21 protein-coding genes and 1 pseudogene are annotated in these 25,008 nt (G+C 70.5%); 18 read left to right on the top strand and 4 right to left on the bottom strand.

Annotated features, from left to right (window positions below):
- Positions 1-47: 47 nt before the first annotated feature.
- Complete coding sequence (locus ACE3T5_RS07575; protein ID WP_374666105.1) at positions 48-3,692, bottom strand: indolepyruvate ferredoxin oxidoreductase family protein; 3,645 nt, start codon at positions 3,690-3,692, stop codon at positions 48-50.
- 134 nt (positions 3,693-3,826) lie between these two features.
- Between ACE3T5_RS07575 and ACE3T5_RS07570 the strand changes: the two genes are divergently transcribed.
- From ACE3T5_RS07570 to ACE3T5_RS07545, 6 genes are all read left to right on the top strand, one after another.
- Positions 3,827-4,336, top strand: coding sequence for an Lrp/AsnC family transcriptional regulator (locus ACE3T5_RS07570; RefSeq protein ID WP_374666103.1), 510 nt, complete (start codon positions 3,827-3,829; stop codon positions 4,334-4,336).
- Between the two features lie 11 nt (positions 4,337-4,347).
- Complete coding sequence (locus tag ACE3T5_RS07565; RefSeq protein WP_374666101.1) at positions 4,348-7,533, top strand: PAS-domain containing protein; 3,186 nt, start codon at positions 4,348-4,350, stop codon at positions 7,531-7,533.
- Positions 7,534-7,599: 66 nt separating this feature from the next.
- The gene (locus tag ACE3T5_RS07560; RefSeq protein WP_374666099.1) at positions 7,600-8,277 is read left to right on the top strand and encodes a response regulator transcription factor; all 678 of its coding nucleotides are present in this window, start codon (positions 7,600-7,602) and stop codon (positions 8,275-8,277) included.
- Positions 8,261-9,679 (top strand): sensor histidine kinase, encoded by a 1,419-nt coding sequence (locus ACE3T5_RS07555; RefSeq protein WP_374666097.1) that lies wholly within the window; start codon positions 8,261-8,263, stop codon positions 9,677-9,679. The genes ACE3T5_RS07560 and ACE3T5_RS07555 overlap by 17 nt, the downstream gene beginning before the upstream one ends.
- A 119-nt stretch (positions 9,680-9,798) precedes the next feature.
- Entirely contained in the window at positions 9,799-10,488 is a 690-nt protein-coding gene (locus tag ACE3T5_RS07550; RefSeq protein ID WP_374666095.1) for a TerC family protein, read from the top strand.
- Between the two features lie 16 nt (positions 10,489-10,504).
- A complete protein-coding gene (locus tag ACE3T5_RS07545; protein ID WP_374666093.1) occupies positions 10,505-10,933 on the top strand; it encodes a universal stress protein in 429 nt (142 codons plus the stop codon).
- A gap of 7 nt (positions 10,934-10,940) precedes the next feature.
- Here the strand turns inward: ACE3T5_RS07545 and ACE3T5_RS07540 are convergent, their stop codons facing one another.
- Positions 10,941-13,061 carry a prolyl oligopeptidase family serine peptidase gene (locus tag ACE3T5_RS07540; protein ID WP_374666091.1) on the bottom strand — a complete coding sequence of 707 codons (2,121 nt, stop codon included), beginning with the start codon at positions 13,059-13,061 and terminating at the stop codon, positions 10,941-10,943.
- Between the two features lie 157 nt (positions 13,062-13,218).
- Here ACE3T5_RS07540 and ACE3T5_RS07535 point away from each other — a divergent pair, with 157 nt between their 5' ends.
- The gene (locus ACE3T5_RS07535; protein WP_374666089.1) at positions 13,219-13,551 is read left to right on the top strand and encodes an arsenic metallochaperone ArsD family protein; all 333 of its coding nucleotides are present in this window, start codon (positions 13,219-13,221) and stop codon (positions 13,549-13,551) included.
- A 4-nt stretch (positions 13,552-13,555) separates the two neighbouring features.
- Here ACE3T5_RS07535 and ACE3T5_RS07530 read toward each other — a convergent pair whose 3' ends face one another.
- A complete protein-coding gene (locus ACE3T5_RS07530) occupies positions 13,556-13,951 on the bottom strand; it encodes a carboxymuconolactone decarboxylase family protein (protein WP_374666087.1) in 396 nt (131 codons plus the stop codon).
- Positions 13,952-13,996: 45 nt separating this feature from the next.
- On the opposite strand from ACE3T5_RS07530, the gene ACE3T5_RS07525 reads away from it, so the two are divergent.
- The 8 genes from ACE3T5_RS07525 (at position 13,997) to paaZ (ending at position 21,628) form a co-directional block, all read left to right on the top strand.
- The gene (locus ACE3T5_RS07525; RefSeq protein WP_374666086.1) at positions 13,997-14,959 is read left to right on the top strand and encodes a hypothetical protein; all 963 of its coding nucleotides are present in this window, start codon (positions 13,997-13,999) and stop codon (positions 14,957-14,959) included.
- Positions 14,960-15,132: 173 nt separating this feature from the next.
- On the top strand, positions 15,133-16,149 hold the full coding sequence (gene paaA / locus ACE3T5_RS07520; RefSeq protein WP_374666084.1) for a 1,2-phenylacetyl-CoA epoxidase subunit PaaA: 1,017 nt from the start codon (positions 15,133-15,135) through the stop codon (positions 16,147-16,149).
- Positions 16,146-16,442, top strand: a complete 297-nt coding sequence (gene paaB / locus ACE3T5_RS07515) for a 1,2-phenylacetyl-CoA epoxidase subunit PaaB (protein ID WP_374666082.1) — start codon at positions 16,146-16,148, stop codon at positions 16,440-16,442. Before paaA ends, paaB begins: the two co-directional genes overlap by 4 nt.
- 10 nt (positions 16,443-16,452) lie before the next feature.
- Positions 16,453-17,229 (top strand): 1,2-phenylacetyl-CoA epoxidase subunit PaaC, encoded by a 777-nt coding sequence (gene paaC / locus ACE3T5_RS07510; protein WP_374666080.1) that lies wholly within the window; start codon positions 16,453-16,455, stop codon positions 17,227-17,229.
- A complete protein-coding gene (paaD, locus tag ACE3T5_RS07505) occupies positions 17,193-17,729 on the top strand; it encodes a 1,2-phenylacetyl-CoA epoxidase subunit PaaD (protein WP_374666123.1) in 537 nt (178 codons plus the stop codon). The genes paaC and paaD overlap by 37 nt, the downstream gene beginning before the upstream one ends.
- Positions 17,726-18,802: a 1,2-phenylacetyl-CoA epoxidase subunit PaaE gene (gene paaE, locus ACE3T5_RS07500; RefSeq protein ID WP_374666078.1), complete on the top strand. Its 1,077-nt coding sequence runs from the start codon at positions 17,726-17,728 to the stop codon at positions 18,800-18,802. The genes paaD and paaE overlap by 4 nt, the downstream gene beginning before the upstream one ends.
- 36 nt (positions 18,803-18,838) lie before the next feature.
- The gene (locus ACE3T5_RS07495) at positions 18,839-19,459 is read left to right on the top strand and encodes a TetR/AcrR family transcriptional regulator (RefSeq protein WP_374666076.1); all 621 of its coding nucleotides are present in this window, start codon (positions 18,839-18,841) and stop codon (positions 19,457-19,459) included.
- Between the two features lie 123 nt (positions 19,460-19,582).
- Positions 19,583-21,628 (top strand): phenylacetic acid degradation bifunctional protein PaaZ, encoded by a 2,046-nt coding sequence (gene paaZ, locus ACE3T5_RS07490; RefSeq protein WP_374666074.1) that lies wholly within the window; start codon positions 19,583-19,585, stop codon positions 21,626-21,628.
- Positions 21,629-21,662: 34 nt separating this feature from the next.
- Here paaZ and ACE3T5_RS07485 read toward each other — a convergent pair whose 3' ends face one another.
- On the bottom strand, positions 21,663-22,496 hold the full coding sequence (locus ACE3T5_RS07485; protein WP_374666072.1) for an alpha/beta fold hydrolase: 834 nt from the start codon (positions 22,494-22,496) through the stop codon (positions 21,663-21,665).
- Positions 22,497-22,509: 13 nt separating this feature from the next.
- Here ACE3T5_RS07485 and ACE3T5_RS07480 point away from each other — a divergent pair, with 13 nt between their 5' ends.
- From ACE3T5_RS07480 to ACE3T5_RS07470, 3 genes and pseudogenes are all read left to right on the top strand, one after another.
- Entirely contained in the window at positions 22,510-22,899 is a 390-nt protein-coding gene (locus ACE3T5_RS07480; protein ID WP_374666070.1) for a helix-turn-helix domain-containing protein, read from the top strand.
- A 108-nt stretch (positions 22,900-23,007) separates the two neighbouring features.
- Positions 23,008-24,666: a 2,3-epoxybenzoyl-CoA dihydrolase gene (boxC, locus tag ACE3T5_RS07475; protein ID WP_374666068.1), complete on the top strand. Its 1,659-nt coding sequence runs from the start codon at positions 23,008-23,010 to the stop codon at positions 24,664-24,666.
- Positions 24,667-24,797: 131 nt separating this feature from the next.
- Positions 24,798-25,008: pseudogene (locus ACE3T5_RS07470) on the top strand (benzoyl-CoA 2,3-epoxidase subunit BoxB); the annotation flags it as partial.

Here is a 25,008-nt window from a genome sequence, read left to right as displayed (position 1 = left end):
CTTGTAGGCTGGCGGTGACCGTAGGGAACCCCAGCTGCGACGCCCTCTCACCCCGCCGTCACGCGGATCCCGCGGATCTGCCCCGCCTCGCGCGTGCGCTCAGGCTGCGGGTACTGCGCCGGGTCGAAGCGATGCAGCAGCTCCGCCTCGCGCGCGCGGGCCAGCGCCAGGTTCGCCAGCTTCACATGCCCGAAGCCGCGGATGGTCATGGGTAGCAGGGCGATCTCGGTCGCGGTCTTCAGCCGCTCGGGCGTCAGCGCGGGCAGCAGCGAGAGGACGCGCTCGCGATAGGTCTCGATCAACGCGCGCTCGGTGCGCCGTTCTTCGGTGCGGCCGAAGACATCGAGCGCCGTGCCCCGCAGGCGGCGGCCCAGCGCCAGCACGCGCATCGCTGGCAGCATCCAGCCGCCCAGGCGCAGCTTGCGCGGCGGCTGGCCTTCGCGCGGGCGGGAGAGCAGCGGGGGCGCCATGTGGAATTCGAGCTGGAAGTCGCCTTCGAACTGGTGCTGCAGCTGGTGCAGGAACTCGCCGTCGGTGTACAGGCGCGCCACCTCGTACTCGTCCTTGTAGGCCATCAGCTTGAGCAGGCCCTGCGCCACGGCACGCGTGAAGGGCAGGCTCTCGTCCGTGCCCAGGGCCTCCTCACGCTCACGCGCCATCGCCACCACATCGGCGTAGCGGCGCGCCCAGCTGGCGTCCTGCCAGGCGGTGAGGTGCGCCATCGCGCGGGCCACGAGCTTGTCCAGCGGCTCGGGTTGCGTGGTGGATGAGGGGGAAGCGTCGTCCTCCAGCAGCGCGTGCAGCGCGGCCGCGTCGGCCTCCGCGAGCCGCCCGAGCGAGAAGGCGAGGCGGTTGCTGGGCACGGCCACGCCATTCAGCTCGATCGCGCGCTGCATCGCTGCCAGGCTGAGCGGCACCAGGCCGCGCTGCCACGCGGCGCCCAGCGCCACGATGTTGGAATAGATGGAGTCGCCCAGGAAGGCCTCGGCCAGCGCCTGCGCATCCAGTGTCTCCACTCGCTCGGCGCCGGCCGCGAAGCGCAGCTTCTCCAGCAGCAGCGGCGTCTTCAGTGAGGCATCGGGGTTGCGCAGGCTCTCGGCCACCGGCACCTCGTGCGTGTTGGCCAGGATGCGCGTGCGGCCATGGCGCACCGTCACCAGCGCGTCGGGCGAGGCGCCCACGACGAGGTCGCACGCCAGCACGGCGTCGGCCTGCTGGGTGTCGATGCGCACCTGGTTCAGCCGCTCGGGCCGGTCGGCGAAGCGCACGAAGGAGAGCACCGATCCGCCCTTCTGCGCGAAGCCCATGAAGTCGAGCACGCTGGCGCTCTTGCCCTCCAGGTGCGCGGCCATGGCGACCAATGCGCCCACCGTCACCACGCCGGTGCCGCCGACGCCGGTGACCAGCAGGTCGTAGGGGCCGGTCCAGGTGTGGGGGGGGGGGTGGGGCTGGGGGGCGAGGTGCGAGTGGAAGCGCTCCGCCGAGCGCCCCCACCCCGGCCCTCCCCCGGAGGGGGAGGGGGAAGCTGCCAGCGCGCCCGCCCGCTTGCGCAACTTGCCGCCCACCACGCCCACGAAGCTGGGGCAGAAGCCCTTGGCGCAGGAATAGTCCTTGTTGCAGGCCGACTGGTCGATCTGGCGCTTGCGGCCCAGCGGTGTCTCCAGCGGCAGCACCGCCACGCAGTTGCTCTGCACCGTGCAATCACCGCAGCCTTCGCACACGCGGTCGTTGATCACGAGGCGCCGGTCGGGGTCGGCCAGCTCGCCCTTCTTGCGGCGGCGCCGCTTCTCGGCCGCGCAGGTCTGCTCGTAGATCAGCACGGTCACCCCCGGCAGCTCGCGCAGGCGGCGCTGCACGGCATCCAGTTCTGCCCGGTCGTGGAAGGTGGTGCCCGCCGGAAAGCGGCCGTGGATCGCGTCGTACTTGCCGATGTCGTCGGACACCACCACCACCTGCTTCACGCCCTCGGCCTCCACCTGGCGCGCGATGCCGTCCACGCTGATGATGCCGTCCACCGGCTGGCCGCCGGTCATGGCCACCGCGTCGTTGAACAGGATCTTGTAGGTGAGGGTGGCCTTCGCCGCCACCGCCTGCCGGATGGCGAGGTAGCCTGAGTGGTAGTAGGTGCCGTCGCCCAGGTTCTGGAAGATGTGCGGCACCTGCGTGAACATCGCGTGCGAGACCCAGTCCACGCCCTCGCCGCCCATCTGGATCAGGCCTTCGGTGTCGCGGTCCATCCAGCTCGCCATGAAGTGGCAGCCGATGCCGGCCTGCGCGTGCGACCCCTGCGGCACCTTGGTTGACGTGTTGTGCGGGCAGCCGGCGCAGAAGTAGGGCTGGCGCTTCACGCTGTCGCTGGCGTTGGCCAGCAGCTCGGGCGGGGTGAAGTCGCGCACCAGGTGGCGGCGATCCAGGTCAGCGAAGTGCCTGCTCAGCCACTCGGCCACGATGCCGATCAGCCGCGAGGGCCGCAGCTCGCCCAGGGCGCTCACCAGCGGCTGCTCGCGCGCGTCGCGCTTGCCCACGATCACCGGCCGCTCGGTGGCGTTGTAGAAGAGCGAGCGCAGCTGCTCCTCCACCACCGGGCCCTTTTCCTCGATGACCAGGATCTCGCGCAGGCCGCGCGCGAATTCGCGCATGCGCAGCGGCTCGATCGGGTAGGTCAGGCCCAGCTTCAGCACGCGCACGCCGTGCGCGGCCAGGGTGTCGAGCGAGATGTCGAGGCGACGCAGCACCTCCAGGAAGTCGTAGTGCGCCTTGCCCGCGGTGACGATGCCCACGGTGGCGCGTTCGCTCGTCACCACCGCGCGGTCGATGCTGTTGATGCGGGCGAAGGCGCGCACCGCGTCCAGCTTGGCGTGCAGGCGCTGCTCGATGGCGAGCGAGGGCAGGTCGGGCCAGCGGTAGTGCAGGCCGCCGGGCGGCGGCACGAAGCTGGTGAGGCTGCGCACCGTGTCGGCGTCCTGCCAGGTGGCCACGCGGGCGTTGATCAGGTCGAGGTCCACCGTGGCGCCGCTCTCCACCACCTCCGACAAGGCGGTGAAGCCGACCCAGTTGCCCGAGAAGCGCGAGAGCTGCCAGCCGTACAGCCCGAACTCCAGGTACTCCGCCACGTTGCCTGGTGAGACGACGGGCGCGTGCCAGCTCTGGAAGGCCTGGTCGCTCTGGTGCGGCATGGACGACGACACGCAGCCGTGGTCGTCGCCCGCCACCATCAGCACGCCGCCGCGGGGCGAGGCGCCATAGGCGTTGCCGTGCTTCAGCGCGTCGCCGGCGCGGTCCACGCCCGGGCCCTTGCCGTACCACATGGCGAAGACGCCGTCGCAGGTCTTCTGCGGATCGGCCTCCACCCGCTGCGTGCCCAGTACCGCGGTGGCGCCCAGCTCCTCGTTGATGGCGGGCAGGAAGCGCAGGCCGGCCTCCTCGAAGCGCTTGCCGGCCTTCCACACCTGCTGGTCCACCATGCCCAGGGGCGAGCCGCGGTAGCCGCTGAGAAAGCCCCGCGTGTGCCAGCCGGCGGCCGCATCGCGCTGGCGCTGCATCAGCAGCAGGCGGATCAGTGCCTGCGTGCCGGTGAGGAACACCGAGCCGCCGGTGGCCCACAGGCTGTGCGACAGCTCGTAGTCAGGCCGCAGCAGGGGCGAGGGCGCATCCTGCGGGGTGGCAGTGGAGAGGGTGGCGGTTTCGGTCATTGCGGATGCAGTCGTTTCCGGGGGGCGGGCCAGGGTGGTGAAGCTTAGGCGCCAGGGTGAAGAAATGGATTCTTCTTTTCCGCTGCGAGGGATAGGATGGAGAATGATCTTCTCCAGAATGCGCTGATCAGAAAATGGAAACCTTGGACCGCCATGATGTGCTGCTGCTCGCGGAGCTGCAGCGCGACGCCCGGCAGACCGTGCAGCAGCTGGCCGAGGCCGTGGGGCTCTCCAGCACGCCCTGCTGGAAGCGGGTGAAGGAGATGGAGGCCGCCGGCATCATCCGCGGCTACACCGCCCTGGTGGACCGTGAGCGGGTGGGTCTGGCCCTCTGCGTGCTGGCGGAGGTGAACCTGACCCGCCACAACGAGGACGACGTGCGCCGCTTCGAGCAGGCCGTGGCCGCCACGCCGCAGATCGTGAGCTGCTATGCCACCACCGGCCAGGCCGACTACGTGATCAAGGTGCTGGTGCCCGACATCAAGAGCTATGAGTCCTTCCTGCACGAGGTGGCGTTCCGCCTGCCCGGCGTGACGCACGTGCGCTCCAGCGTGGTGCTGAAGGAGGTGAAGGCCGACACGCGCCTGCCCCTGCTGCCGCCTGCGCCGCCGGCCGCCGCTCCCCGGCGCGGCCGAAGCCGATAATCTGGCGACCCATGCCCCAGGGCGACGACTTCTCATCGCTGTTCGAGCTGCTGCCCATCGGCGCGTACCGGGCCGATGCGCAGGGCCGCCACCTGCGCGCCAACCGTGCGTTGGTGCGCATGTTCGGCTACGACGACGAGGCCGACATGCGTCGCGCGGTGAACGACGCCCCGCGCGACTGGTATGTGCAGCCGGGCCGCCGGGCGGAGTTCCGTCGCCTGCTGGACACCCATGGCTCGCTGCGCGACTTCGTGTCCGAGCTCACCCGGCCCGCGGATGGCTCGCGGATCTGGATCCGCGAGAACGCCCACATCGTGCGTGATGCCGCCGGCGCGGTGCGCTACTACGAGGGCACAGTGGAAGACATCACCGAGCAGCGCCAGGCCGAGATCGCGCTGCAGCTCACACTGGACAACGCCGGCCGCGGCATCGCGCGCGTGGACGCCGAAGGCCGCGTGGTGCTGTACAACCGGCGCTTTCTGGAGCTGCTGAACCTGCCGGAGGCGCTGATCGCCAGCCAGCCGCTCATGCGCGACGTGATCCGCTTCCAGGAGGCCCGTGGCGACTTCGGCACCAACGCCGACCTGCTGGACGCGCAGACGCTCCAGCTGCTCGATCGCGACCGCACCGCGACGCCGGTGGACGTGCTGTCCTCGACGCCGCGCTACCTGCGGCGCACGCGTTCCGGGCTGGTGATCGAGGTGACCACCCAGCATCTGCCCGATGGCGGCCTGGTGCGCACCTACTCGGACGTGACCGCCTACGTGCAGGCGCAGGAGGCGCCGTCGCAGCGCACGAACGAACTCCAGATCGCGCTGGACAACATGAGCCAGGGCATCGCCATCCTGGATGCGGAGGGCCGCACCATCATGTCCAACCGCCGACACCGCGAGCTGCTGGCCTTCCCGGACGACCTGATGGCGAGCCGCCCGACCATGGAGCAGCTGGTGCGCTTCCAGATCGAGCGCGGCGACTTCGGGGAGAACTTCAGCTTCGTCGATGCGCTGGCGCGCGGCTACGTGTCGGTGGGCGACAAGGTGCCTGCGCTGCAGGGCCCGGAGACCTACACCCGCCGCACGCGTGACGGCCGCACGCTGGAGGTGCTCACGCGGCCGCTGCCGGACGGCGGGCTGGTGCGCACGTTCACCGACGTCACCGCCTACGTGCGCGCCCAGGAGGCGCTGGCGCAGAAGGAGGCCCAGCTCTCGGCGCTGGTGAGCAACATCCCGGATCGCGTGTGGCTGAAGAACGCGGAGGGCGTGTACCTGCTGTCCAACCCCGCGCACTGGCGGCACTACGGCCTGACCGAAGCGCAGGTGGTGGGCCGCACCGCGGGGGAGCTGTTCGGCGATGCGGAAGGCGAGCGCCAGCGCGCGACCGACACGCAGGCCATGGCGAGCGACGCGCCGCTGGTCTACGAGGACCGCATCTACAGCCACGCGCGCCAGGCCTGGCAGCAGGTGGAGATCCTGAAGATCGCGATGCGCGACGAGGCCGGTGTCGCCACCGGCCTGCTGGGCATCGCGCGCGACATCACCTCGCGCAAGGAGTCCGAGGCCGCGCTGATCGCCGCCAAGGAGGCCGCCGAGGCGGGCGAGCGCGCCAAGTCGGAGTTCCTGGCGAACATGAGCCATGAGATCCGCACGCCGATGAACGCGGTGATCGGCATGAGCGATCTGCTGCTCGACACGCCGCTCACCGCCACCCAGCGCGACTACGCCGAGACCATCCGCACCAGCGGCGACCAGCTGCTGGCGCTGCTGAACGACATCCTCGACCTGTCCAAGATCGAGTCCGGCCGGCTCACGCTGGAGCAGGTGCCGGTGGACGTGCTCGACTGCGTGGAGAGTGCGCTCGACCTGATTGCCGCCCAGGCGGCTGCCAAGGGCCTGGAGCTGCTGCATGAGGTGGCCGACGACGTGCCGCCTGCCGTGCTGGGCGACGCGACGCGGCTGCGCCAGGTGCTGGTGAACCTGCTGAGCAACGCCGTGAAGTTCACGCCGGCGGGCGAGGTGGCCGTGCGGGTGACCGTGCGCACGGGCGCCAGCGGCGAGCCCTGCCTGCATGTGTCGGTGCGCGACACCGGCATCGGCATCCCGCCGGACCGGCTGGACCGCCTGTTCCAGGTCTTCAGCCAGGTGGACACCTCCACCACGCGCCAGTTCGGCGGCACCGGTCTCGGCCTCGCGATCTGCCGCCGGCTGGTGGCGGTGATGGAAGGGCGCATCTGGGTGGCCTCGCGCGAAGGCGAGGGCTCCGACTTCCAGTTCGAGCTGCCCTGCCGCCCGGCGCCCGCCGTGCCGGTGGAAGCACCGCGCTGGCCCGGCGCGCGCGTGTTGATCGTCGACGACCACGCGGGCGCCCGCGCCGAGCTGGCCGCCCTGGCCACGCGCTGGGGACTCACGCCGCATGCGGCCGGGACTGGCGCGCAGGCGCTGGCCTGGATCGACGCCGGCGAGGGCTTCGAGCTCGCCTGGATCGACGCCGTGATGCCCGAGCAGGATGGCTGGGCCCTGGCGACGGCCCTGCGGGCGCGACCGGGCGGCCAGTCGCTGCCGCTCATCCTGCTGGCGCCGCGCGCGGGCCATGCGCCCCGGCCCGATCTGGGCGTGCTGCGCACCCTGCGCAAGCCGGTCAAGCAGCGTGCGCTGCGCGAGGCCGTGGCGCTGCTGCTGGCGCCCGGGCCCGTGGCGACGCCGGCCCCGACGGGCGCCCCGGCGGGCGACACGCTGCCGCGGCTGGCGGCGCAGTACCCGCTGCGCCTGCTGCTGGCCGAGGACAACGAGCTGAACCAGCGCGTGGCCGCCCTCATCCTGCAAGGCATGGGCTACGAGCTGGAGATCGTGGACAACGGCGAGCGCGCGCTCGATGCGCTGCAGGCCGCCGAGGCCGCCGGCCAGCCGTTTGACCTGGTGCTGCTGGACATCCAGATGCCGGTGCTCGACGGCCTGTCGGTGGCGCGGCACCTGCGTGCGCGCCAGCCTGATGCGGCCCGCCGCCCCTACCTGCTGGCGATGACGGCCAACGCGCTGGAGGGCGACCGCGCCGACTGCATGGCCGCCGGCATGGACGACTACATGGCCAAGCCGATCCGCGCCACCGCCGTGGCCGACGCGCTGCGCCGCGGTGCCCAGGTGCTGGCGCAGCGGCGCGCGGCCGGCGTACCGGCAACTGGATTCCCGCCTGCGCGGGAATGACGAGGTGCCCGCCTGCGCGGGCATGACGACGAAGCGGCGCCCGGCTGGCGTAGCATTGCACGCATCATGCGCATCCTGCTGGTGGAAGACGACAAGGTGCTGGCCGACGCGCTGACCCGCGCGCTGGTGCAGTCGGCCTACGCGGTGGACGTGGTGGCCACCGGCGAGCAGGCGGACCAGGCGCTGGCGGCCCAGGTGCATGACCTTGCCATCCTGGACATCGGCCTGCCCGGCATGACCGGGCTGGAGGTGCTGAAGCGCCTGCGCGCGCGCCGCTCCGTGATGCCGGTGCTCATGCTCACCGCCTTCGACACCCTGGCCGACCGCGTGCGCGGCCTCGACCTCGGCGCCGACGACTACCTGGCCAAGCCCTTCGACCTGCCCGAGCTGGAGGCGCGGGTGCGCGCCCTGCTGCGCCGCGGCGCGCAGACCACACCGGTCATCGAGCACGGCGCCCTGACGTTCGACACCGTGGCGCGGCGGGTGTTTCACGCCGGCAAGCCGGTGGAGCTGTCCGCGCGCGAGCTGGCCCTGCTGGAGCTGCTGCTGCTGCGCGAGGGCCGGGTGGTGAGCAAGGAGCACATCGTCAACCACCTGTACGGCTGGAACGACGAAGTGGGCGCCAACGCGATCGAGGTGTACGTGTACCGCCTGCGCAAGAAGCTGGAGCCGTATGGCTGCGAGATCCGCACCATCCGCGGCATGGGCTACCTGGTCGAACGCAGTCATGCGCCCGCGGGGTGAGCCGCGCCTGCAGCGGCAGCTGCTGGGCTGGCTGCTCGGCCCGCTGCTGGTGCTGCTGGTGCTGGATGCGGTGGTCACCTACGCCATCTCCTGGCACTTCTCGGATGTGGCGCACGACCGCTCCCTGCGCGAGATCGCGCGGGAGCTCGCGCTGCAGGTGCGATCCGACGGCGCCACCGCGCGGCTGGAGCTGTCACCGGCGGCCGAGCGCATCCTGCTCGGCGATGCGGACGACCGGCTGTTCTACCGCGTGACGCTCGCCGACGGCACGCGGCTGGGCGGCGAGGACGGCTTTCCGCCGCCGCCGCGCACACCCGGTGCCGGCGGGTCTGGCCAGCTGTACGACGCCGCCCTGCAGGGCCAGCCCGTGCGCGCGCTGGCGGTCTGGCTGCCCTACGACGGCGCGCAGCCGCAGCGACAGGTGCTGGTGCAGGTGGCCGAGACACTGGGCAAGCGCACCGAGCTCGCGCGCGACATCGTGTTCAGCGCGGTGGTGCCGCAGCTGCTGCTGGTGGTGCTGGCCACGGCGGCGGTGTACCTGGGGGTGTCGCGCGGGCTGCGGCCGCTGCGGCGTCTGGAGGCGGCCGTGTCCGACCGCTCGCACCGGTACCTGAGCCCGATCGACCTGGCCGGTGTGCCGGCGGAGGTGCGCCCGCTGGTGGAGGAGGTCAATGAACTGCTCGCGCGGCTGGGTACCGCGCTGGACCTGCAGACGCGCTTCGTCTCCGACGCGGCGCACCAGCTCAAGACACCGGTGAGCGGCCTCAAGGCGCAGATCGAGCTGGCCCTGCGCGAGCAGGATCCGGAGCGCCTGCGCCATGCCCTGGCCCAGATGTACGTGAGCACGGACCGCCTGTCGCGGCTGGTGCGGCAGCTGCTGGCGCTGGCCCGCAACGAGCCCGGCGCGGCGGCGCTGCAGCGCACGCGGCTGGACCTGCGTGCGCTGGCGCTGGAGGTGAGCATGGAGTGGGTGCCCCAGGCGCTGGCGCAGGGCGTGGACCTGGGCTTCGACGGCCCCGAGTCGCCGGTGTGGATGGCGGGCGACGCCGACCGGCTGCGCGAGCTGGTGAACAACCTCGTGGACAACGCGATCCGCTACAGCGCCCGCGGCGGCCGCGTCACCGTGTCGGCCCGGCTCGCGGACGGCGCGGCCGAGGCGGTGCTGTCCGTGAGCGACGACAGCCCGCGCATCCCGCCCGAGGAGCGCGCGCGCATCTTCGAGCGCTTCCACCGCCTGCTGGGCACGCAGGCCGATGGCAGCGGTCTGGGCCTGGCCATCGTGAGCGAGATCGCCACGCTGCACGGCGCGCGCATCGCGCTGGAAGATGACCACGACGGCGTGGGCAACCGCTTCAACGTGCACTTTCCGCTGGAAGCGGCCGGGGTGGTGCCGGCACCGTAAGCTGGCGTTCAGATTCGCGCCATCTGGCTGACAGCGGGGCGGCAGAACCCTGTCAGCGCGCCTGCCTAGTCTCGGCAGGGTCCGGCCCGCGCGGCCGCCCCACCCGAGAAAGACGAGCCATGCAGGCCTTCTCCACGCCCGAATTCTGGATCGCGCTGTCGCAGATCATCCTCATCAACATCGTGCTGTCCGGCGACAACGCCGTGGTCATCGCGCTGGCCTGCCGCTCGCTGCCGGCGCACCAGCAGAAGAAGGCCATCGTCTTCGGCAGCGTGGGCGCCATCGTGCTGCGCGTGGTGCTCACCTTCTTCGCCGTGTTCCTGCTCAAGCAGCCCTACCTCAAGCTGATCGGCGCCGCGCTGCTGCTGTGGATCGGCGTCGGCCTGCTCAAGGGCGACGACGGCGACGAGCACATGGAGGGCCATTCGAACCTCGTCTCCGCCATCAAGACCATCGTGGTGGCCGACCTGGTGATGAGCCTGGACAACGTGATCGGCGTCGCCGCCGCCGCCAAGGGTGACGTGGTGCTGCTGGTGGTGGGGCTGGTCATCAGCATTCCGCTCATCATCTTCGGCAGCCAGATCCTGCTGAAGATCATGGGCCGCTTCCCGATCATCATCACGCTCGGCGCGGCCCTGCTGGGCTGGGTGGCCGGCGAGATGGCGCTGTCCGACCCCGCCATCCATGACTGGGCCGAGACCCAGAAGACCCTGCACATGATCGCCCCGGCCCTTGGCGCGGTGGCGGTGGTGGCCGTCGGCAAGTGGCTGATGGCGCGCAATGGCGGCGGTGAAACCGCCGCGGCCTGAGAACCGGAGCCGCATCATGAAGAACCTGCTGATTCCCGTGGATGCCGACCATCCCGAGCGCACGCACGAAGCCTTGCAGGAAGCCGCGCGCACCCACGCCGCCGAAGACGTGACGGTGCACCTGCTGAGCGTGCAGCCGGCCGTGAACGGCCACGTGGCCCTGTGCTTCGGCGCGGGTGAACTGCGTGCCCTGCAGGAGCAGGCGGCGCAGGAGGAACTGCGCGAGCCCTCCGGCTGGCTGCAGGCTGCGGGCGTGCCCTTCACCACCCGCATGCAGGTGGGGCGCCGCGCCCCGGCCATCGCCGAGACGGCGCGTGTGCTGGGCTGCCACCGCATCCTGTTCGGCAACCCGGCCGCCCATGGCGACGGCCTGTTCGGCTCCATCGCGGGCCAGGTGCGCCACCTGCTGGCCGGTACGCCAAGCTGCGAGGTGATCGGCTCCTGAGCGGGCGCTACTGCGCCGGTGCGGACGACGCAGCCGGTGCGGGGGGTGTGGCCGGCGTTGGCGGCGCGATCATCGCCGGGTCCTGCCGCAGCACGCCCAGCCGCGCGGCCACGTCGGCCGGCATCGCCGACTGCGCGCGTCCGCCCAGGTGCCGGGCCAGGAAGGCCTCGGCCGCGGCCGTGACGGCGATGCGGTTGAGCGGGTGCTCGAACACGTGGCCCTCGTCGGGGGCCAGCAGGTAGTCGACCACCCCACCCCGCGCGTGCAGGCCCCGCACGATGGCGTCTGCGTCCGTGCGAGGCGCGCGCGGGTCGTTGGCGCCATGCACCAGCAGCAGCGGCGCGCGGATGCGGCCCACCTGGTGCAGCGGTGACTGGCGTGCCAGCTGCGCGCGGCCTTCCTCCGTCTCCGGATCGCCGGCACGCAGGTGCAGCTCACGCCGGAAGAACTCCCACCACGGTGGCACGGAGCGGATCAGGTTCACCAGATCGGCCGGCGCGGCCTCCGCGATGGCAGCTGCGTACAGCTCGGGCGTGAAGGCCGCCCCCGCGAGCGTGGCATAGCCGCCATAGCTGTGGCCCCAGATGGCCACCCGCTGCGCATCCACGATGCCCTGTGACACGAGGTGCCGCACGCCCCACGTCAGGTCGTCCTGCATGCGGTCGCCCCACTGCCTGCGGCCGGCATCCAGGAAGCGCTTGCCGAAGCCGAGCGAGCCGCGGAAGTTGGGTTGCAGCACGGCGTAGTCGCGGCTGGCGAGGAACTGCGTCATCGGGTCGAAGCCCCAGTCGTCACGCGCCCAGGGGCCGCCGTGCGGCCGCACCACCAGCGGCAGGTTGCGCGGCGGCACGCCTGCCGGCAGCGTGAGGAAGGCAGGGATCATCAGCCCGTCGGACGAGGCATAGCGGATCGGGTGCATGGCCACCAGCGTCTCGCGTGGCAGCGTGGGGCGCTCCCGGTACTGCAGGTCCAGCGTGCGGCGGCTGCGGTCGAACAGCCACACCTGGCCGGGCTCGGTGTCGCTCCAGGCGCGGATCAGCCACAGCGTCTCGGCCGCATTGGTGGAGATCGGTTGCGGCACCAGGCCGGGCAGGCCCTCGCGCAGCCAGCGCCAGTCGGCCGCCAGCGTGGCGTCATGGAAGTAGCGGCGCGGGCCGTCGTCCGCATAGGCCGTCCACAGCAGGCGGTCATCACGGTTCGACAGGCCCACTGCGTCCACGTCGACACGGCCTTCGGGGTCCGCGTCCACCGTCTCCAGGCGGCCCGACTCCACATCCAGCAGGGTGAGCCGGGTGAGGTCGCTGCCCTGGTTGGTGAGCAGCCACGCGCGGCGGTTGTCTGGGTGGAATCGGCGCAGCAGCTCGCAGTGCGCCAGCGGCTCGCAGGCATGGATGGGGTGCACACCGGCCGCGTCGATGCGGACGATGTCCGTGCCGCCGTCATCGCGGCGCTGCACGCCGGCGCGCAGGCGGTCCTCGGTGTCGAAGGCATAGCGGGCGATGCGGGCGGTGTTGCGGAACACCTCGGTGCGCACGCCGGTGGCGATGTCCACCAGGTACAGGTCGAACCACTTCGGGTCGCGTTCGTTGGTCGTCACGTACACGCCGCGCGGCGAGCTGCGCGGCAGATGCGCGATGGCCGTCCGCATGCCCTTGCCGCCGGCCAGCAGGCGCGCCGGCGGCAGGCCGTCGGGGCCGGGCGCCTCGTGCACGTCGATGGCGCGCAGCGCGAACTGCTCGTTGCCGGCCTCGTCGCCGAGGGCCAGCAGCGCGCGGCTGTCGAGCGACCAGCGCCACGCGTCGACCGTCTGCGCCGGATCGGTGACGCGGCGTGCGTCTTCCCACGGCTCGCGCAGCGCGCGCACCCACAGCACCATGCGGCCCTGGTGCGGGAACTCGAACGCGAGGAAACGGCCATCGGGCGAGAGGTGGGCGTTGCGGATGCCGCTGTCGGCGAAGAACAGCGCGCGGTCGGGCACGTCGGGCGCGGCGGGCGGGGCCGCAACCGGGATCACGGCCGGTGGCGGCGGTGCGGCGCAGCCCGCCACCAGCGCGAGCACGCCGCTGGCGATGAAGCGGGCGCTCACGCAGCGCAGGAAGTCAAGGTCGAGCTGGATCGTGGCTGCCACGTGGAGTTCCCCTGCGCGCTGGTGGTGTGCGTAGTCTAGAGCGCCCGCCCTGAAGCCGCACCACGACTGCGCGTCCTTGATCTATCTCAGTGTTCCGGCTGGGGCCGGCGCGCAGACTGGAATCGTTCCCCCCAACCAGGAGACAAGCATGTGCGGCATGAGGATCATCGAAATCTTCGACCCCGATCTGGCCTCCGGCGCGGCGCGATTCATCCTGCATGGCGACCGCGGCACCTTCGCTAGCGACGCCGAGTGGGCTGCCGTGCAGGGCGCGCAGATCCGCCGGTTCAACCCGACCCAGCATCCGGACGTGTTCACCGACAACCCCACCGTGCATCTGTACGTGGCGCGCTCGGGCGAGCAGGCGCTGCCGCTGGTGCTGCTCAACGGCGAGATCGCGCTGGCCGGCCGCTACCCCACCCGCGGCGAGCTCGCGCGCTGGGCTGGCATCGCGCTGGAAGCCCAGGCGCCGCAGGAAGAGGCGGTCTGACCGCCTACTTCTGGAACGCCGGATCCACCGGCACGGCATAGCCGGTGGCGAGGCGATTGGTCTCGTTGGCCATGCCGATGATGGCCATCAGCTCACCGAACATGCGCGGCGTCATGCCGGCCTTGGTGGCCGCGGCCGAGTGGCTGGCGATGCAGTAGTCGCAGCCGTTGGTGACGCTCACGGCCAGGTACAGCAGCTCCTTGGTAAGCGGGTCGATCTCGCCGGGCGCCATCACCTCCTTCAGGCTCTGCCAGGTGCGCCGGAGCGTGGCGGGGTCATTGGCGATGTACTTCCAGAAGTTGTTGACGTCGGGCACGTTGCGCGTGGCCTTGATGTCGTCATAGACGGCGCGCACTTCGTCGCTGGCTTGTTCGTACGGGATGGGTTGGAGGCGGGGCATGTCGGGTCGGAATGGGTTGGCAAGGGCTGGCGTATTCTGCAGCGCATGAACTGGTTCGAACGCATCACCGGCTTCACCGAGACCGACTACGCCACCACGCAGGCGCGCCTGCAGGCCCAGGCGCGGGAGGGGCGCCTCTGGCACGCCGACGGACAGCGCAGCTGGGGCATGGGCCGGCTGGAGATGCCGACGTTGCTTGAGCTTCGTGCACGTGCGGCGGACAGCGCGCGTGGCGGTTCAGGCCGCCTGGGCGAGCGCCGCGGCGACGTGCGTTCGCTGCATGCCGAGCCAGCCTCCAGCGGGGCCGTGTTCCAGGTCGCCTCGCAGTTCAACCTGCTGGAGATGGTGGGCCCCGAGGTGACGCCGGAGCGGGGCGTCACGCGCTACGCGCACGATGGCACGCAGGGCCCGGCCTGTGCCATGGCCGCGGGGGCGGGAACGCTCTATCGCAACTACCTCGTGCCAGTGGCGGGCGGCATGGGGCAGACGGCCGCGCGGCAGATCGACTGCAGCGCGGATCTGGGGGCGGCGCTCGGCAACGACGACGGCGCACTCTGGCGCCTGCGCAACGGCTACCTGCTGCCCACGTCCCAGGGCCTGCAGGCCATCGATGAGCGGCTGGCGCGTGGCTCGCCGGCGGAGATCGATGCGCTGCGCGGCCTGCTGCGCGTGGGCGTGCACTGGGACGTGGAAGTGACGGACCCTGCCGCGCCGCCCGGCCAGACGGTCACGCAGGTCTATTGCTCGGCGCTGCCGGTGGCTTATGCCCGCGAAGCGCACGGTCCCTGGGACCGCTTCGCCACGCTGGTGCTGGAGGCGGCGTACGAGGCCACGCTGATCGTGGGCCGGCTGAACCAGGCGCGCGGCGCATCGCCGACGGTGTTTCTCACGCGGCTCGGAGGCGGGGTGTTCGGCAATCGCGGGGAGTGGATCGAAGGGGCGGTGGCGCGCGCGGCCGGCATGCCAGGGATGGCGGTGCTGGACCTTCGCGTGGTGCGGCTGGGTTAGCGCCACCCCGTCGTTCCCGCGCAGGCGGGAACCCAGGCGGTGTTGGCGTGCAGGGATCGCCTGGATGCCCGCCTGCGCGGGCATGCCCCCTTGCACAATCCTGCCGCCTGTTCTAATATCGACCGATCGGTCGGTAGAACGTGGATCTGCCGCCCGCCACCAGGAGACAAGCCATGTACACCCAGGCCATGGACACCATGGGCAAGGACGACGCGTCGCTCGGCCGCAAGGCGGTGCGGTCGGCCGAAGAGATGAAGCTGGAAGAGGCGTTCGAGGCCGGCATCGACGCCGGCGGCTTCGTGGAAGCCAAGGACTGGATGCCGGACCACTACCGCAAGACGCTGGTGCGGCAGATCAGCCAGCACGCGCATTCCGAGATCGTGGGCATGCTGCCCGAGGGCAACTGGATCACCCGCGCGCCCACGCTCAAGCGCAAGGCGATCCTGCTCGCCAAGATCCAGGACGAGGGCGGGCACGGTCTGTATCTCTACTCCGCCGCCGAGACGCTGGGCACCTCGCGTGACCAGCTGCTGGACGCGCTGCACACCGGCCGCGCCAAGTACAGCTCCATCTTCAACTACCCCACGCTCACCTGGGCCGACGTGGGCGTGATCGGCTGGCTGGTGGATGGCGCGGCCATCATGAACCAGGTGCCGCTGTGCCGCTGCTCCTACGGCCCGTATGCGCGCGCGATGATCCGCATCTGCCGCGAGGAGAGCTTTCACCAGCGCCAGGGCTACGACAGCCTGCTGGTGATGATGCAGAAGGGCACCGACGCCCAGCGTGCGATGGTGCAGGACGCGGTGAACCGCTGGTGGTGGCCGTGCCTGATGATGTTCGGGCCGCCGGACGAGCAATCCACCCACTCGGCGCAGTCCATGCGCTGGGGCATCAAGCGCATCTCCAACGACGACCTGCGGCAGAAGTTCGTGGACGCCACGGCGCAGCAGGCCGAGGTGCTGGGCGTCACGCTGCCCGATCCGCTGCTGAAATGGAACGCCGAGCGCGAGCACTACGACTTCGGCCCCATCGACTGGCAGGAGTTCTGGCGCGTGGTGGGCGGCAATGGCCCCTGCAACCGCGAGCGCCTGGCGATGCGCGTGAAGGCGTATGAAGACGGGGAATGGGTGCGCGATGCCGCGCTGGCCTATGCCCGCAAGCAATCCCAGCCGCAGAAGGAGGCCGCATGAGCGCCGATGTGAAGAACGAATGGCCGCTGTGGGAAGTGTTCGTCCGCAGCAAGTCCGGCCTGGACCACAAGCATTGCGGCAGCCTGCACGCGCCCGATGCCAAGCTGGCGATCCAGATGGCGCGCGACGTGTACACGCGCCGGCAGGAGGGCACCAGCGTGTGGGTGGTGCGCAGCGACCACATCGTGGCCAGCGACCCAGGCGAGAAGGGCATGTACTTCGACCCGATGGAAGACAAGGTGTACCGCCACCCCACCTTCTACAAGCTGCCCGAAGCCGTCGATCACATGTAGGGGCGGGCGCATGACCACAGGTTCCATCCAGGTCCGGCAGGACCCCGCCGTGCAGTACCTGCTGCGCATCGGCGACACGGCCCTCATCCACGGCCAGCGCATCGCGGAGTGGACGGGCCATGCGCCCGTGCTGGAAGAGGACATCGCCCTCACCAACATGGCGCTCGATCTCGTGGGCCAGGCGCGCGCGGTGCTCACCCGCGCCGGGCAGATCGAGGGCTCGGGCTTCGACGAGGACCAGCTCGCGATGCTGCGCGAGGAACGCGACTACCGCAACGTCACGCTGGTGGAGCTGCCGCGCGGCGACTTCGCCGTGACCACCGTGCGCAACGCGATGATGGCCACCTTCTTCAAGCTGCTGTGGCAGCGGCTCGCCACGTCGAGCGATGCGGAGCTGGCCGCCATCGCCGGCAAGGCCCTGAAGGAGGCCCGCTACCACCAGCAGCATGCGGCCGACTGGATCGCGCGGCTGGGCGGCGGCACCGAAGAATCGCGCCGCCGGGTGGAGAAGGCGATTGCCGATCTGTGGCACTACAGCGCCGAGCTGTTCGCCAACGACGGCGTCGATGAGGCGGCCCATGCGAGTGGCCTGGGCCCGCGCTGGGGCGACCTGCAGGAGGCCTGGCAGGCCGAGATGGCCGACATCTTCGACGAGCCGGGTCTCGCCATGCCGCGGCCGGTGGACTTTCTCAGCACCGGCAAGACGGGCGTGCACAGCGAGCACATGGGCTTCATCCTGAGCGAGCTGCAATACCTGCAGCGCACCTACCCCGGAGGCGCGTGGTGAGCAGCCCGCGTGCCCAGCGCGCCTGGGCGGTGCTGGGCGAGGTGCTCGATCCGGAGGTGCCGGCGCTTTCGGTGTGCGACCTGGGCATCGTGCGCGACGTCATCGACCACGGCAGCGAGCTGGAGGTGGTGCTCACGCCCACCTATTCCGGTTGCCCCGCGACGGAGGTGATCGAGCAGAGCTGCCTGCAGGCCCTGGAGGCCCAGGGCCTGGGCCCGGCGCGCGCCACGCTGCAGCGCGCCCCGGCGTGGACCACCGACTGGATCAGCGAGGACGGTCGCCGCAAGCTGCGCGAGTACGGCATCGCGCCGCCCGGGCCCACCGTGCCCGAGGCCGGCGTGCCGATCCGCATCATGCGCCGGCAGGATGCACTGGTGGCCTGCCCCCGCTGCGGCAGCCGCCACACCGAGCGCCTCTCCGCCTTCGGCTCCACCGCCTGCAAGTCGCTGTATCGCTGCCTCGATTGCCGCGAGCCCTTCGAACACTTCAAGCCGATATGAGCACCCTGTTCCACCCCCTGCGCGTGCGCGCCATCACGCCCGACACCACCGAGGCCGTGATCGTCTCCTTCGACGTGCCGCCCGAGCTGCGGCCGGTGTTCGGTTTCACCCAGGGCCAGTACCTCACGCTGCGCAAGGAGATCGAAGGCCAGGACCTGCGCCGCTCGTACTCCATCTGCGCCGGCGTGGACGACGGCGAGCTGCGGGTGGGCGTGCGCAAGGTCAAGGGCGGCGTCTTCTCCAACTGGATCAATGAGCAGCTGCAGCCCGGCGACACCATCCAGGTGATGGCGCCGCAGGGCCGCTTCTTCGTGCCGCTCGACCCGGCCGCCGCACGGCACCACGTGGGCATCGCCGGTGGCAGCGGCATCACGCCCATTCTCTCGATCATGAAGACAGTGCTGGCGCGCGAGCCGCACAGCCGCTTCACGCTGCTGTACGCCAACCGCAGCCTCAAGTCCACGATGTTCAAGGAGGAGATCGAGGACCTGAAGGACCGCTACATGACGCGCCTGGTGCTGCACCACGTGTTCAGCGACGAGCACACCGACGCGCCCATCAACCACGGCCTGATGGACCGCGAGAAGCTGGGCGAGTTCCTGCGCACGCTGGTGCCCGCCGACAGCATCGCCCACGCCTACATCTGCGGGCCCTACCAGATGAACGACGAGGCCGAGGCCGCGCTGCTGGCCGCTGGCGTGCCCGAGGAAGCGGTGCACATCGAGCGCTTCGGCGTCGCGCAGCAGGCCGCGGGCGCGGTGGTGCATGCGGCGCAGCCGGGCGACGCGGAGCAGGCGCGCGTGACGATCATCCGCGACGGCCTGCAACGCGAGATCGTCTTCCACAAGGACCAGCCGAGCATCCTGGACTGCGCTTCTGCCGCGGGTATGGAGGTGCCGTTCTCGTGCACCTCGGGTGTGTGCGGCACCTGCCGCGCCAAGCTGGTGGAAGGCCAGGTGCGCATGGATCGCAACTTCGCGCTGGAGAAGAAGGAGGTGGCGGCCGGCTACATCCTCACCTGCCAGGCGCACCCCACGACCGAGCGCGTGGTCATCTCGTTCGACGACCGCTGAGCCGCACGGCCGCGGATCGCGCATACTCCGCACCCCATGGGCCGTGGCCGCGCCGCCAACTACGACGACCAGCGCGAGATGATTCTCGATCGCGCGGCCGCGCTGTTCGCGCAGCGCGGCTCCGCCGGCACCTCCATGAACCAGGTGGCCGAGGCCTGCGGTCTTTCCAAGGCCACGCTGTACCACTACTACACCGACAAGGACGCGCTCGTCGCCAGCATCGCCGAGGGCCATGTGGCGCGCCTGCAGGAGATCGTGCGCGAGGCGCTGGCGCTGGAGGGCCTGACCCCTGACGAGCGCATGCGGCACATGATCCGCCAGCTCGTCGATGAATACGCCAACGCGCAGAACGCGCATCGGGTGCTGACCGAGGACGTGCGCTTCCTGCAGCCCGAGGTGCGCGAGCGCGTGCTGGACCAGGAGCGCGAGGTGGTGGCCGGCTTCGCGCAGGTCATCGGCGCGCTGCGGCCGGACCTGAAGGCGGCCGCGCTCAGCAAGCCGCTCACCATGCTGCTGTTCGGCATGATCAACTGGATGTTCACCTGGATGCGCCCGGATGGCGCCATGGACTACGACGCCATGGCCCCGGTCGTGACCGACCTGTTCCTGGGTGGCCTGGGCGCCGTGCAGGTGCCCAGGCCGTTGCCCCCCTCGTAGGCTGGGGTGGAGCGACAGCGCAACCCCAGCGTTTCTTGCCGCACACCCGACAACCGCTGGGGTTGCGCTGCGCTCCACCCCAGCCTACGGGGGCGAACCCTTCCATCGTTCAAGGAGACACACATGACCCGCACCCTGCAAAGCTACATCGCCGGCCGCTGGATCGGCGCCGAAGCCGCCCAGACCTTGCGCAGCGCCATCAACGGCCAGCCGGTGGCGGCCACGCATGCCGAGAAGATCGACTTCGCCGAGGCCGTGGCGCATGCGCGCCGCGTCGGTGTGCCGAACCTGATGCAGCTGGACTTCCAGCAGCGCGGCGAGCGGCTCAAGGCCCTGGCCAAGTTCCTGATCGAGCAGAAGGAGGCGCTCTACGCCGAGAGCGCGCACACCGGCGCCACGCGCACCGACAGCTGGATCGACATCGAAGGCGGCAGCGGCACGCTGTTCGCGTACGCGGGCGTGGCCGCGGGCGACCTGCCTTCGGGCAACGTGGTGCATGAAGGCCCGGTCATCCCGCTGGGCAAGAAGGGCGGCTTCGCCGGCACGCACATCCTGGTGCCGCGCGGCGGCGTCGCCGTGCACATCAACGCCTTCAACTTCCCGGTGTGGGGCCTGCTGGAGAAGTTCGCGCCCAGCTTCCTGGCGGGCGTGCCCTGCATCGGCAAGCCGGCCACGGCCACCAGCTACCTCACCGAGTTGATGATGCGCAAGGTCATCGAGTCCGGCATCCTGCCGGAAGGTGCGCTGCAACTCGTGATCGGCGGCACGGGCGATCTGCTGGACCGGCTCGATGGAGCGGACGTGGTGACGTTCACTGGCTCGGCGGACACGGCGGCGCGGCTGCGCGTGCACCCGAATGTGGTGCGGCATTCGATCCCTTTCAACGCCGAGGCCGATTCACTGAACTGCGCCGTGCTGGCCCCTGATGTGACGCCGGACGACGAGGAGTTCGACCTCTTCGTGAAGGAGGTCGCGCGCGAGATGACGGTGAAGGCGGGGCAGAAGTGCACCGCCATCCGCCGCGCCATCGTGCCCAAGTCCTACGTGGAAGAGGTCGCCAAGCGGCTGAAGGCGCGGCTGGCCAAGACGGTGGTGGGCGATCCCGCGCTGGAGTCGGTGCGCATGGGCGCGCTCGCCTCGCAGGACCAGAAGGGCGACGTGGGCGCCAAGGTGGCGGAACTGCTGCAGAGCGCGGAGCTGGTGTTCGGCGAGCGCGACGGCTTCGCGCCGCAAGGCGAGGGCGTGGCCAACGGCGCCTTCTTCTCGCCCACGCTGCTGCTGGCGCGCGATCCACAGGCCGATGGCGGCGCGCACGATATCGAGGCCTTCGGCCCGGTGAGCACGCTGATGGCATACGACGGCCTCGATGAGGCCATCGCGCTGGCGGCCAAGGGCAAGGGCAGCCTGGTGAGCACCATCGTCACCAAGGACGCGACGACCGCCGCGCGCTTCGTGCCGGCGGCGGCCGCGATGCACGGCCGCATCCTGGTGCTGGACCGCGTGGCCGCGGCCGAATCCACCGGCCATGGCTCGCCCCTGCCGGTGCTCAAGCACGGCGGCCCTGGCCGCGCGGGCGGCGGCGAGGAACTGGGCGGCCTGCGCGCCGTGAAGCACTATCTGCAGCGCACGGCGGTGCAGGGCTCACCCGCCATGCTGGCCGCCGTGACCGGCGAGCACGTGCGCGGCGCGCCGGTGAATGAGGACGGCGTGCATCCGTTCCGCAAGCATTTCGAGGACCTGCAGATCGGCGACTCGCTGCTCACGCACCGCCGCACGGTGAGCGAGGCCGACATCGTGGCCTTCGGTGGCCTGTCGGGCGACTACTTCTACATGCACTTCGACGAGATCGCGGCCAAGGACAGCCCGTTCGGCAAGCGCATCGCGCATGGCTACTTCGTGCTGTCGGCGGCGGCGGGCCTCTTCGTCTCGCCCGCGCCGGGGCCGGTGCTGGCGAACTACGGCCTGGACACCCTGCGCTTCGTCAAGCCCGTGGGCATCGGCGACACCATCCGCGCCCGCCTCACCGCCAAGCGCAAGATTGACCGCAACCGCAAGGACGCCAAGGGCCAGGGGCAGGGCGTGGTGGCCTGGGACGTGGAAGTCACGAACCAGAACGAGGAGGTCGTGGCGAGCTACGACATCCTGACGCTGGTGGCGAAGCGGGGGTAGGGGATCGCTGGGGTTCCCTGCGGTCACCACCAGCCTACGAAGGCCGGGCCTTGCCCATGAAAGCACGCACGGCCCCGATCACCGCCTCCGGCTGATCCTTGTGCGGTGAATGCCCGCACGCGGCCAGCTCCAGCAACTGCGTCTGCGGCACCTCGCGTGCGATCCCGCGGATCTGGTCCATCGTGCCGTATTCGTCGTCCACGCCCTGGATCGCCAGCAGCGGGCAGCGGATGCGATGCAGCTCGCTGGTGATGTTCCAGTCGCGGAATGCCGGGTCCAGCCAGGCGCCGTTCCAACCGCCGAAGGCGGACTCGGCGTCGTCGTGGTAGCGGGCCAGCTTCTGCCGCAGGTCGGTGGTGGCCCACGCCTCGCGCGCGCGCTCGATGCTCGTGATGCTCACGTCCTCCACCAGGATGTGCGGCGCCAGCACGATGGCGCCGGCCAGCGCATGCGGGAACATCGACGCATACAGCAGGGTGATGGATGCGCCATCGCTGTGCCCGAACAGCCAGGGCGGCCGCGCTCCCCCATCGATGCCCGCGGCCCGCAGCACCGCCGGCAGCACTTCGCGTGCCTGCCGGTGCATGAAGTCGGGCGCCCACGCCTCGCCGTGCGCGCGCGGCGTGGAGCGGCCGTAGCCCGGGCGTGAGTAGACGAAACCGCGCGCCCTCACGGCTTCGCACAGGCGCTGCGGAAAGTCGCGCCACATCGCCACCGAGCCCAGGCCCTCGTGCAGGAAGACTATGACGGGCGCATCGGGCGAGGCCGTGCCGACCCATTGCGCCTCGATGCGCAGCGGTCGCCCGTCGGCCTCGATGTCGAGCCGAAGCGACGAGGGGGATGCAGGAGAGGGGGTAGGGGCAGGCACGTTGACGCGCACGTTGAGCAAGGTCAAGGAATCCCGGCCGCAGGCGCAGCAATATGGTGCAGAGCCTCAACCAACCGGAGCAAGCATCGTGGATGGCAGTTTAGTGCATGAAATTCGGATCCCCGCACCGCGGTCCAGCACCAAGACGGGCGCGCGCGCCCTGCAGGCGCAGCAGTTCCTGCGCAGTCTGGGCCACCGTGTGCAGGCACGCCGCCTGGCGCGCGGCTGCACCCGCAAGACCCTGGCGGAAATGGCTGGCGTGTCCGAGCGGCACCTCGCCAATCTGGAACACGGCGTGGGCAATGCCTCCATCGTCGTGCTGCTGCAGGTGGCGCAGGCGCTGGCCTGCCCGCTGGAGGACTTCTTCCGGCCGAGCGGCGTAGAGCCCTCGGGTAAACCCTAGATTGCCCCGAAAAGTGCAGTTTGGTTCTTGATCTGCGTCAAGAGTGCAGTATGATGCGCAGCATTCCAGCCGTTTCATGCGGTTTACTGCGTATCAGGAGACACTGCCTTGGACCCCACGCCCCGCGTCGACTACCAGACCCACCCGTCCCAGTACCGCCACTGGCAGCTCACCTTTGACGGCCCCATCGCCACGCTGGCGGCGTCGTTCGACGAGAACGCGGGCCTGCGCCCCGGCTACAAGCTCAAGCTGAACAGCTATGACCTCGGCGTCGACATCGAACTGAACGACGCCATCAACCGCATCCGATTCGAGCACCCCGAAGTGCGCACGGTGGTCGTCACCAGCACCCGCGACAAGGTGTTCTGCTCCGGCGCCAACATCTTCATGCTGGGCCTGTCCAGCCATGCCTGGAAGGTGAACTTCTGCAAGTTCACCAACGAGACGCGCAATGGCCTGGAAGACTCCAGCAAGTACAGCGGCCTGAAGTTCCTGGCGGCGGTCAACGGCGCCTGCGCCGGCGGCGGCTATGAGCTCGCGCTGGCCTGCGACGAGATCCTGCTGGTGGATGACCGCAGCAGCGCCGTGAGCCTGCCCGAGGTGCCGTTGCTGGGTGTGCTGCCCGGCACCGGCGGCCTGACCCGCGTGACCGACAAGCGCCACGTGCGCCATGACCTGGCCGACATCTTCTGCACCACCGCCGAAGGCGTGCGCGGCCAGAAGGCCAAGGACTGGCGCCTGGTGGATGACATCGCCAAGCCCGCCCAGTGGGCCGCCAAGGTGAAGGAGAAGGCGCTGGCCCTGGCCGCGAAGAGCGACCGCCCGGCCGACGGCCGCGGCGTGACGCTGACCCCGCTGAACCGGACCATCGAGGCGGACGCGCTGCGCTACGGCCACGTGAGCGTGACCATCGACCGCGCCCGCCGCGTGGCCACCTTCACCGTGAAGGGCCCGCAGGGTGCGCAGCCGACCGACATCGCCGGCATCGAGTCCGCGGGCGCCGCCTGGTACCCGCTCGCCATGGCGCGCGAGCTGGAGGACGCGATCCTCTCCATGCGCACCAATGAGCTGGACATCGGCACCTGGCTGATCCAGACCGAAGGCGACGTCGATGCCGTGCTGGCCACCGACGCCACCCTGGCCGCGCATCAGGGCCACTGGCTGGTGCGTGAGACCATCGGCCTGCTGCGCCGTACCTTCAGCCGGCTCGACGTGTCGTCGCGCAGCCTGTTCGCGCTGATCGAGCCCGGCTCCTGCTTCGCAGGTACCCTGCTGGAGCTGGCCCTGGCCTGCGACCGCAGCTACCACCTGGCGCTGCCGGACGACACCGCGCGCGCGCCGGTCATTGTGGTGGGCGACACCAACTTCGGCTTCTATCCCATGGTCACGGGCCAGTCGCGCCTGCAACGGCGCTTCTATGACGAGCAGCCCGCGCTGGATGCCGTGCGCGCCCAGGTGGGCCAGAAGCTGGATGCCGACGCCGCCTTCGCGGTGGGCCTGGTGACCAGCAACCCCGACGACATCGACTGGGCCGACGAGACGCGCCTGGCGATCGAGGAACGCGTGGCCATGAGCCCCGATGCCCTGACCGGCATGGAGGCCAACCTGCGCTTCAACGGCCCCGAGAACATGTTCACGCGTGTCTTCGGCCGACTCACCGCCTGGCAGAACTGGATCTTCCAGCGGCCGAACGCGGTGGGCGACAAGGGCGCCCTCAAGGTGTACGGCAAGGGCGAACGCGCCGCCTTTGATTTCAACAGAGTTTGATCGCCCACCCCCGTTGACGGCCCGGGGGCCGTCATCCCCCCTCAAGGGGGCGCTGCCAGTGGCCCGGCAAAGCCGGTTCCACGGCAGCCCCCGGAAGTGAAGATCCAGCAGCCTTACCAAGGAGCCACGTAATGTCCAGCATCGACTACAGCGAGAAGATCCCCAACAACGTCAACCTCAGCGAAGACCGCACGCTGCAGCGCGCGCTGGAGCAATGGCAGCCCAACTACCTGAGCTGGTGGCAGGACATGGGGCCGGACGGCAGCCAGAACTTCGACGTCTACCTGCGCACCGCCGTCAGCGTGGATCCGCAGGGCTGGGCGCAGTTCGGCCACGTGAAGA

This window comes from Ramlibacter sp. (genome assembly GCF_041916345.1).
Taxonomy (GTDB): domain Bacteria; phylum Pseudomonadota; class Gammaproteobacteria; order Burkholderiales; family Burkholderiaceae_C; genus Ramlibacter.
The sequence above is the reverse complement of the archived record's forward strand: the minus strand, read 5'-3'. Positions and strand labels throughout refer to the sequence as shown.

Bases quoted from the DNA above. Each gene is read 5' to 3' on its own strand.
- ACE3T5_RS07575 (WP_374666105.1), bottom strand. From the start codon at position 3,692: ATGACCGAAACCGCCACCCTCTCCACTGCCACCCCGCAGGATGCGCCC.
- ACE3T5_RS07570 (WP_374666103.1), top strand. From the start codon at position 3,827: ATGGAAACCTTGGACCGCCATGATGTGCTGCTGCTCGCGGAGCTGCAG.
- ACE3T5_RS07565 (WP_374666101.1), top strand. From the start codon at position 4,348: ATGCCCCAGGGCGACGACTTCTCATCGCTGTTCGAGCTGCTGCCCATC.
- ACE3T5_RS07560 (WP_374666099.1), top strand. From the start codon at position 7,600: ATGCGCATCCTGCTGGTGGAAGACGACAAGGTGCTGGCCGACGCGCTG.
- ACE3T5_RS07555 (WP_374666097.1), top strand. From the start codon at position 8,261: ATGCGCCCGCGGGGTGAGCCGCGCCTGCAGCGGCAGCTGCTGGGCTGG.
- ACE3T5_RS07550 (WP_374666095.1), top strand. From the start codon at position 9,799: ATGCAGGCCTTCTCCACGCCCGAATTCTGGATCGCGCTGTCGCAGATC.
- ACE3T5_RS07545 (WP_374666093.1), top strand. From the start codon at position 10,505: ATGAAGAACCTGCTGATTCCCGTGGATGCCGACCATCCCGAGCGCACG.
- ACE3T5_RS07535 (WP_374666089.1), top strand. From the start codon at position 13,219: ATGAGGATCATCGAAATCTTCGACCCCGATCTGGCCTCCGGCGCGGCG.
- ACE3T5_RS07530 (WP_374666087.1), bottom strand. From the start codon at position 13,951: ATGCCCCGCCTCCAACCCATCCCGTACGAACAAGCCAGCGACGAAGTG.
- ACE3T5_RS07525 (WP_374666086.1), top strand. From the start codon at position 13,997: ATGAACTGGTTCGAACGCATCACCGGCTTCACCGAGACCGACTACGCC.
- paaA (WP_374666084.1), top strand. From the start codon at position 15,133: ATGTACACCCAGGCCATGGACACCATGGGCAAGGACGACGCGTCGCTC.
- paaB (WP_374666082.1), top strand. From the start codon at position 16,146: ATGAGCGCCGATGTGAAGAACGAATGGCCGCTGTGGGAAGTGTTCGTC.
- paaC (WP_374666080.1), top strand. From the start codon at position 16,453: ATGACCACAGGTTCCATCCAGGTCCGGCAGGACCCCGCCGTGCAGTAC.
- paaE (WP_374666078.1), top strand. From the start codon at position 17,726: ATGAGCACCCTGTTCCACCCCCTGCGCGTGCGCGCCATCACGCCCGAC.
- ACE3T5_RS07495 (WP_374666076.1), top strand. From the start codon at position 18,839: ATGGGCCGTGGCCGCGCCGCCAACTACGACGACCAGCGCGAGATGATT.
- paaZ (WP_374666074.1), top strand. From the start codon at position 19,583: ATGACCCGCACCCTGCAAAGCTACATCGCCGGCCGCTGGATCGGCGCC.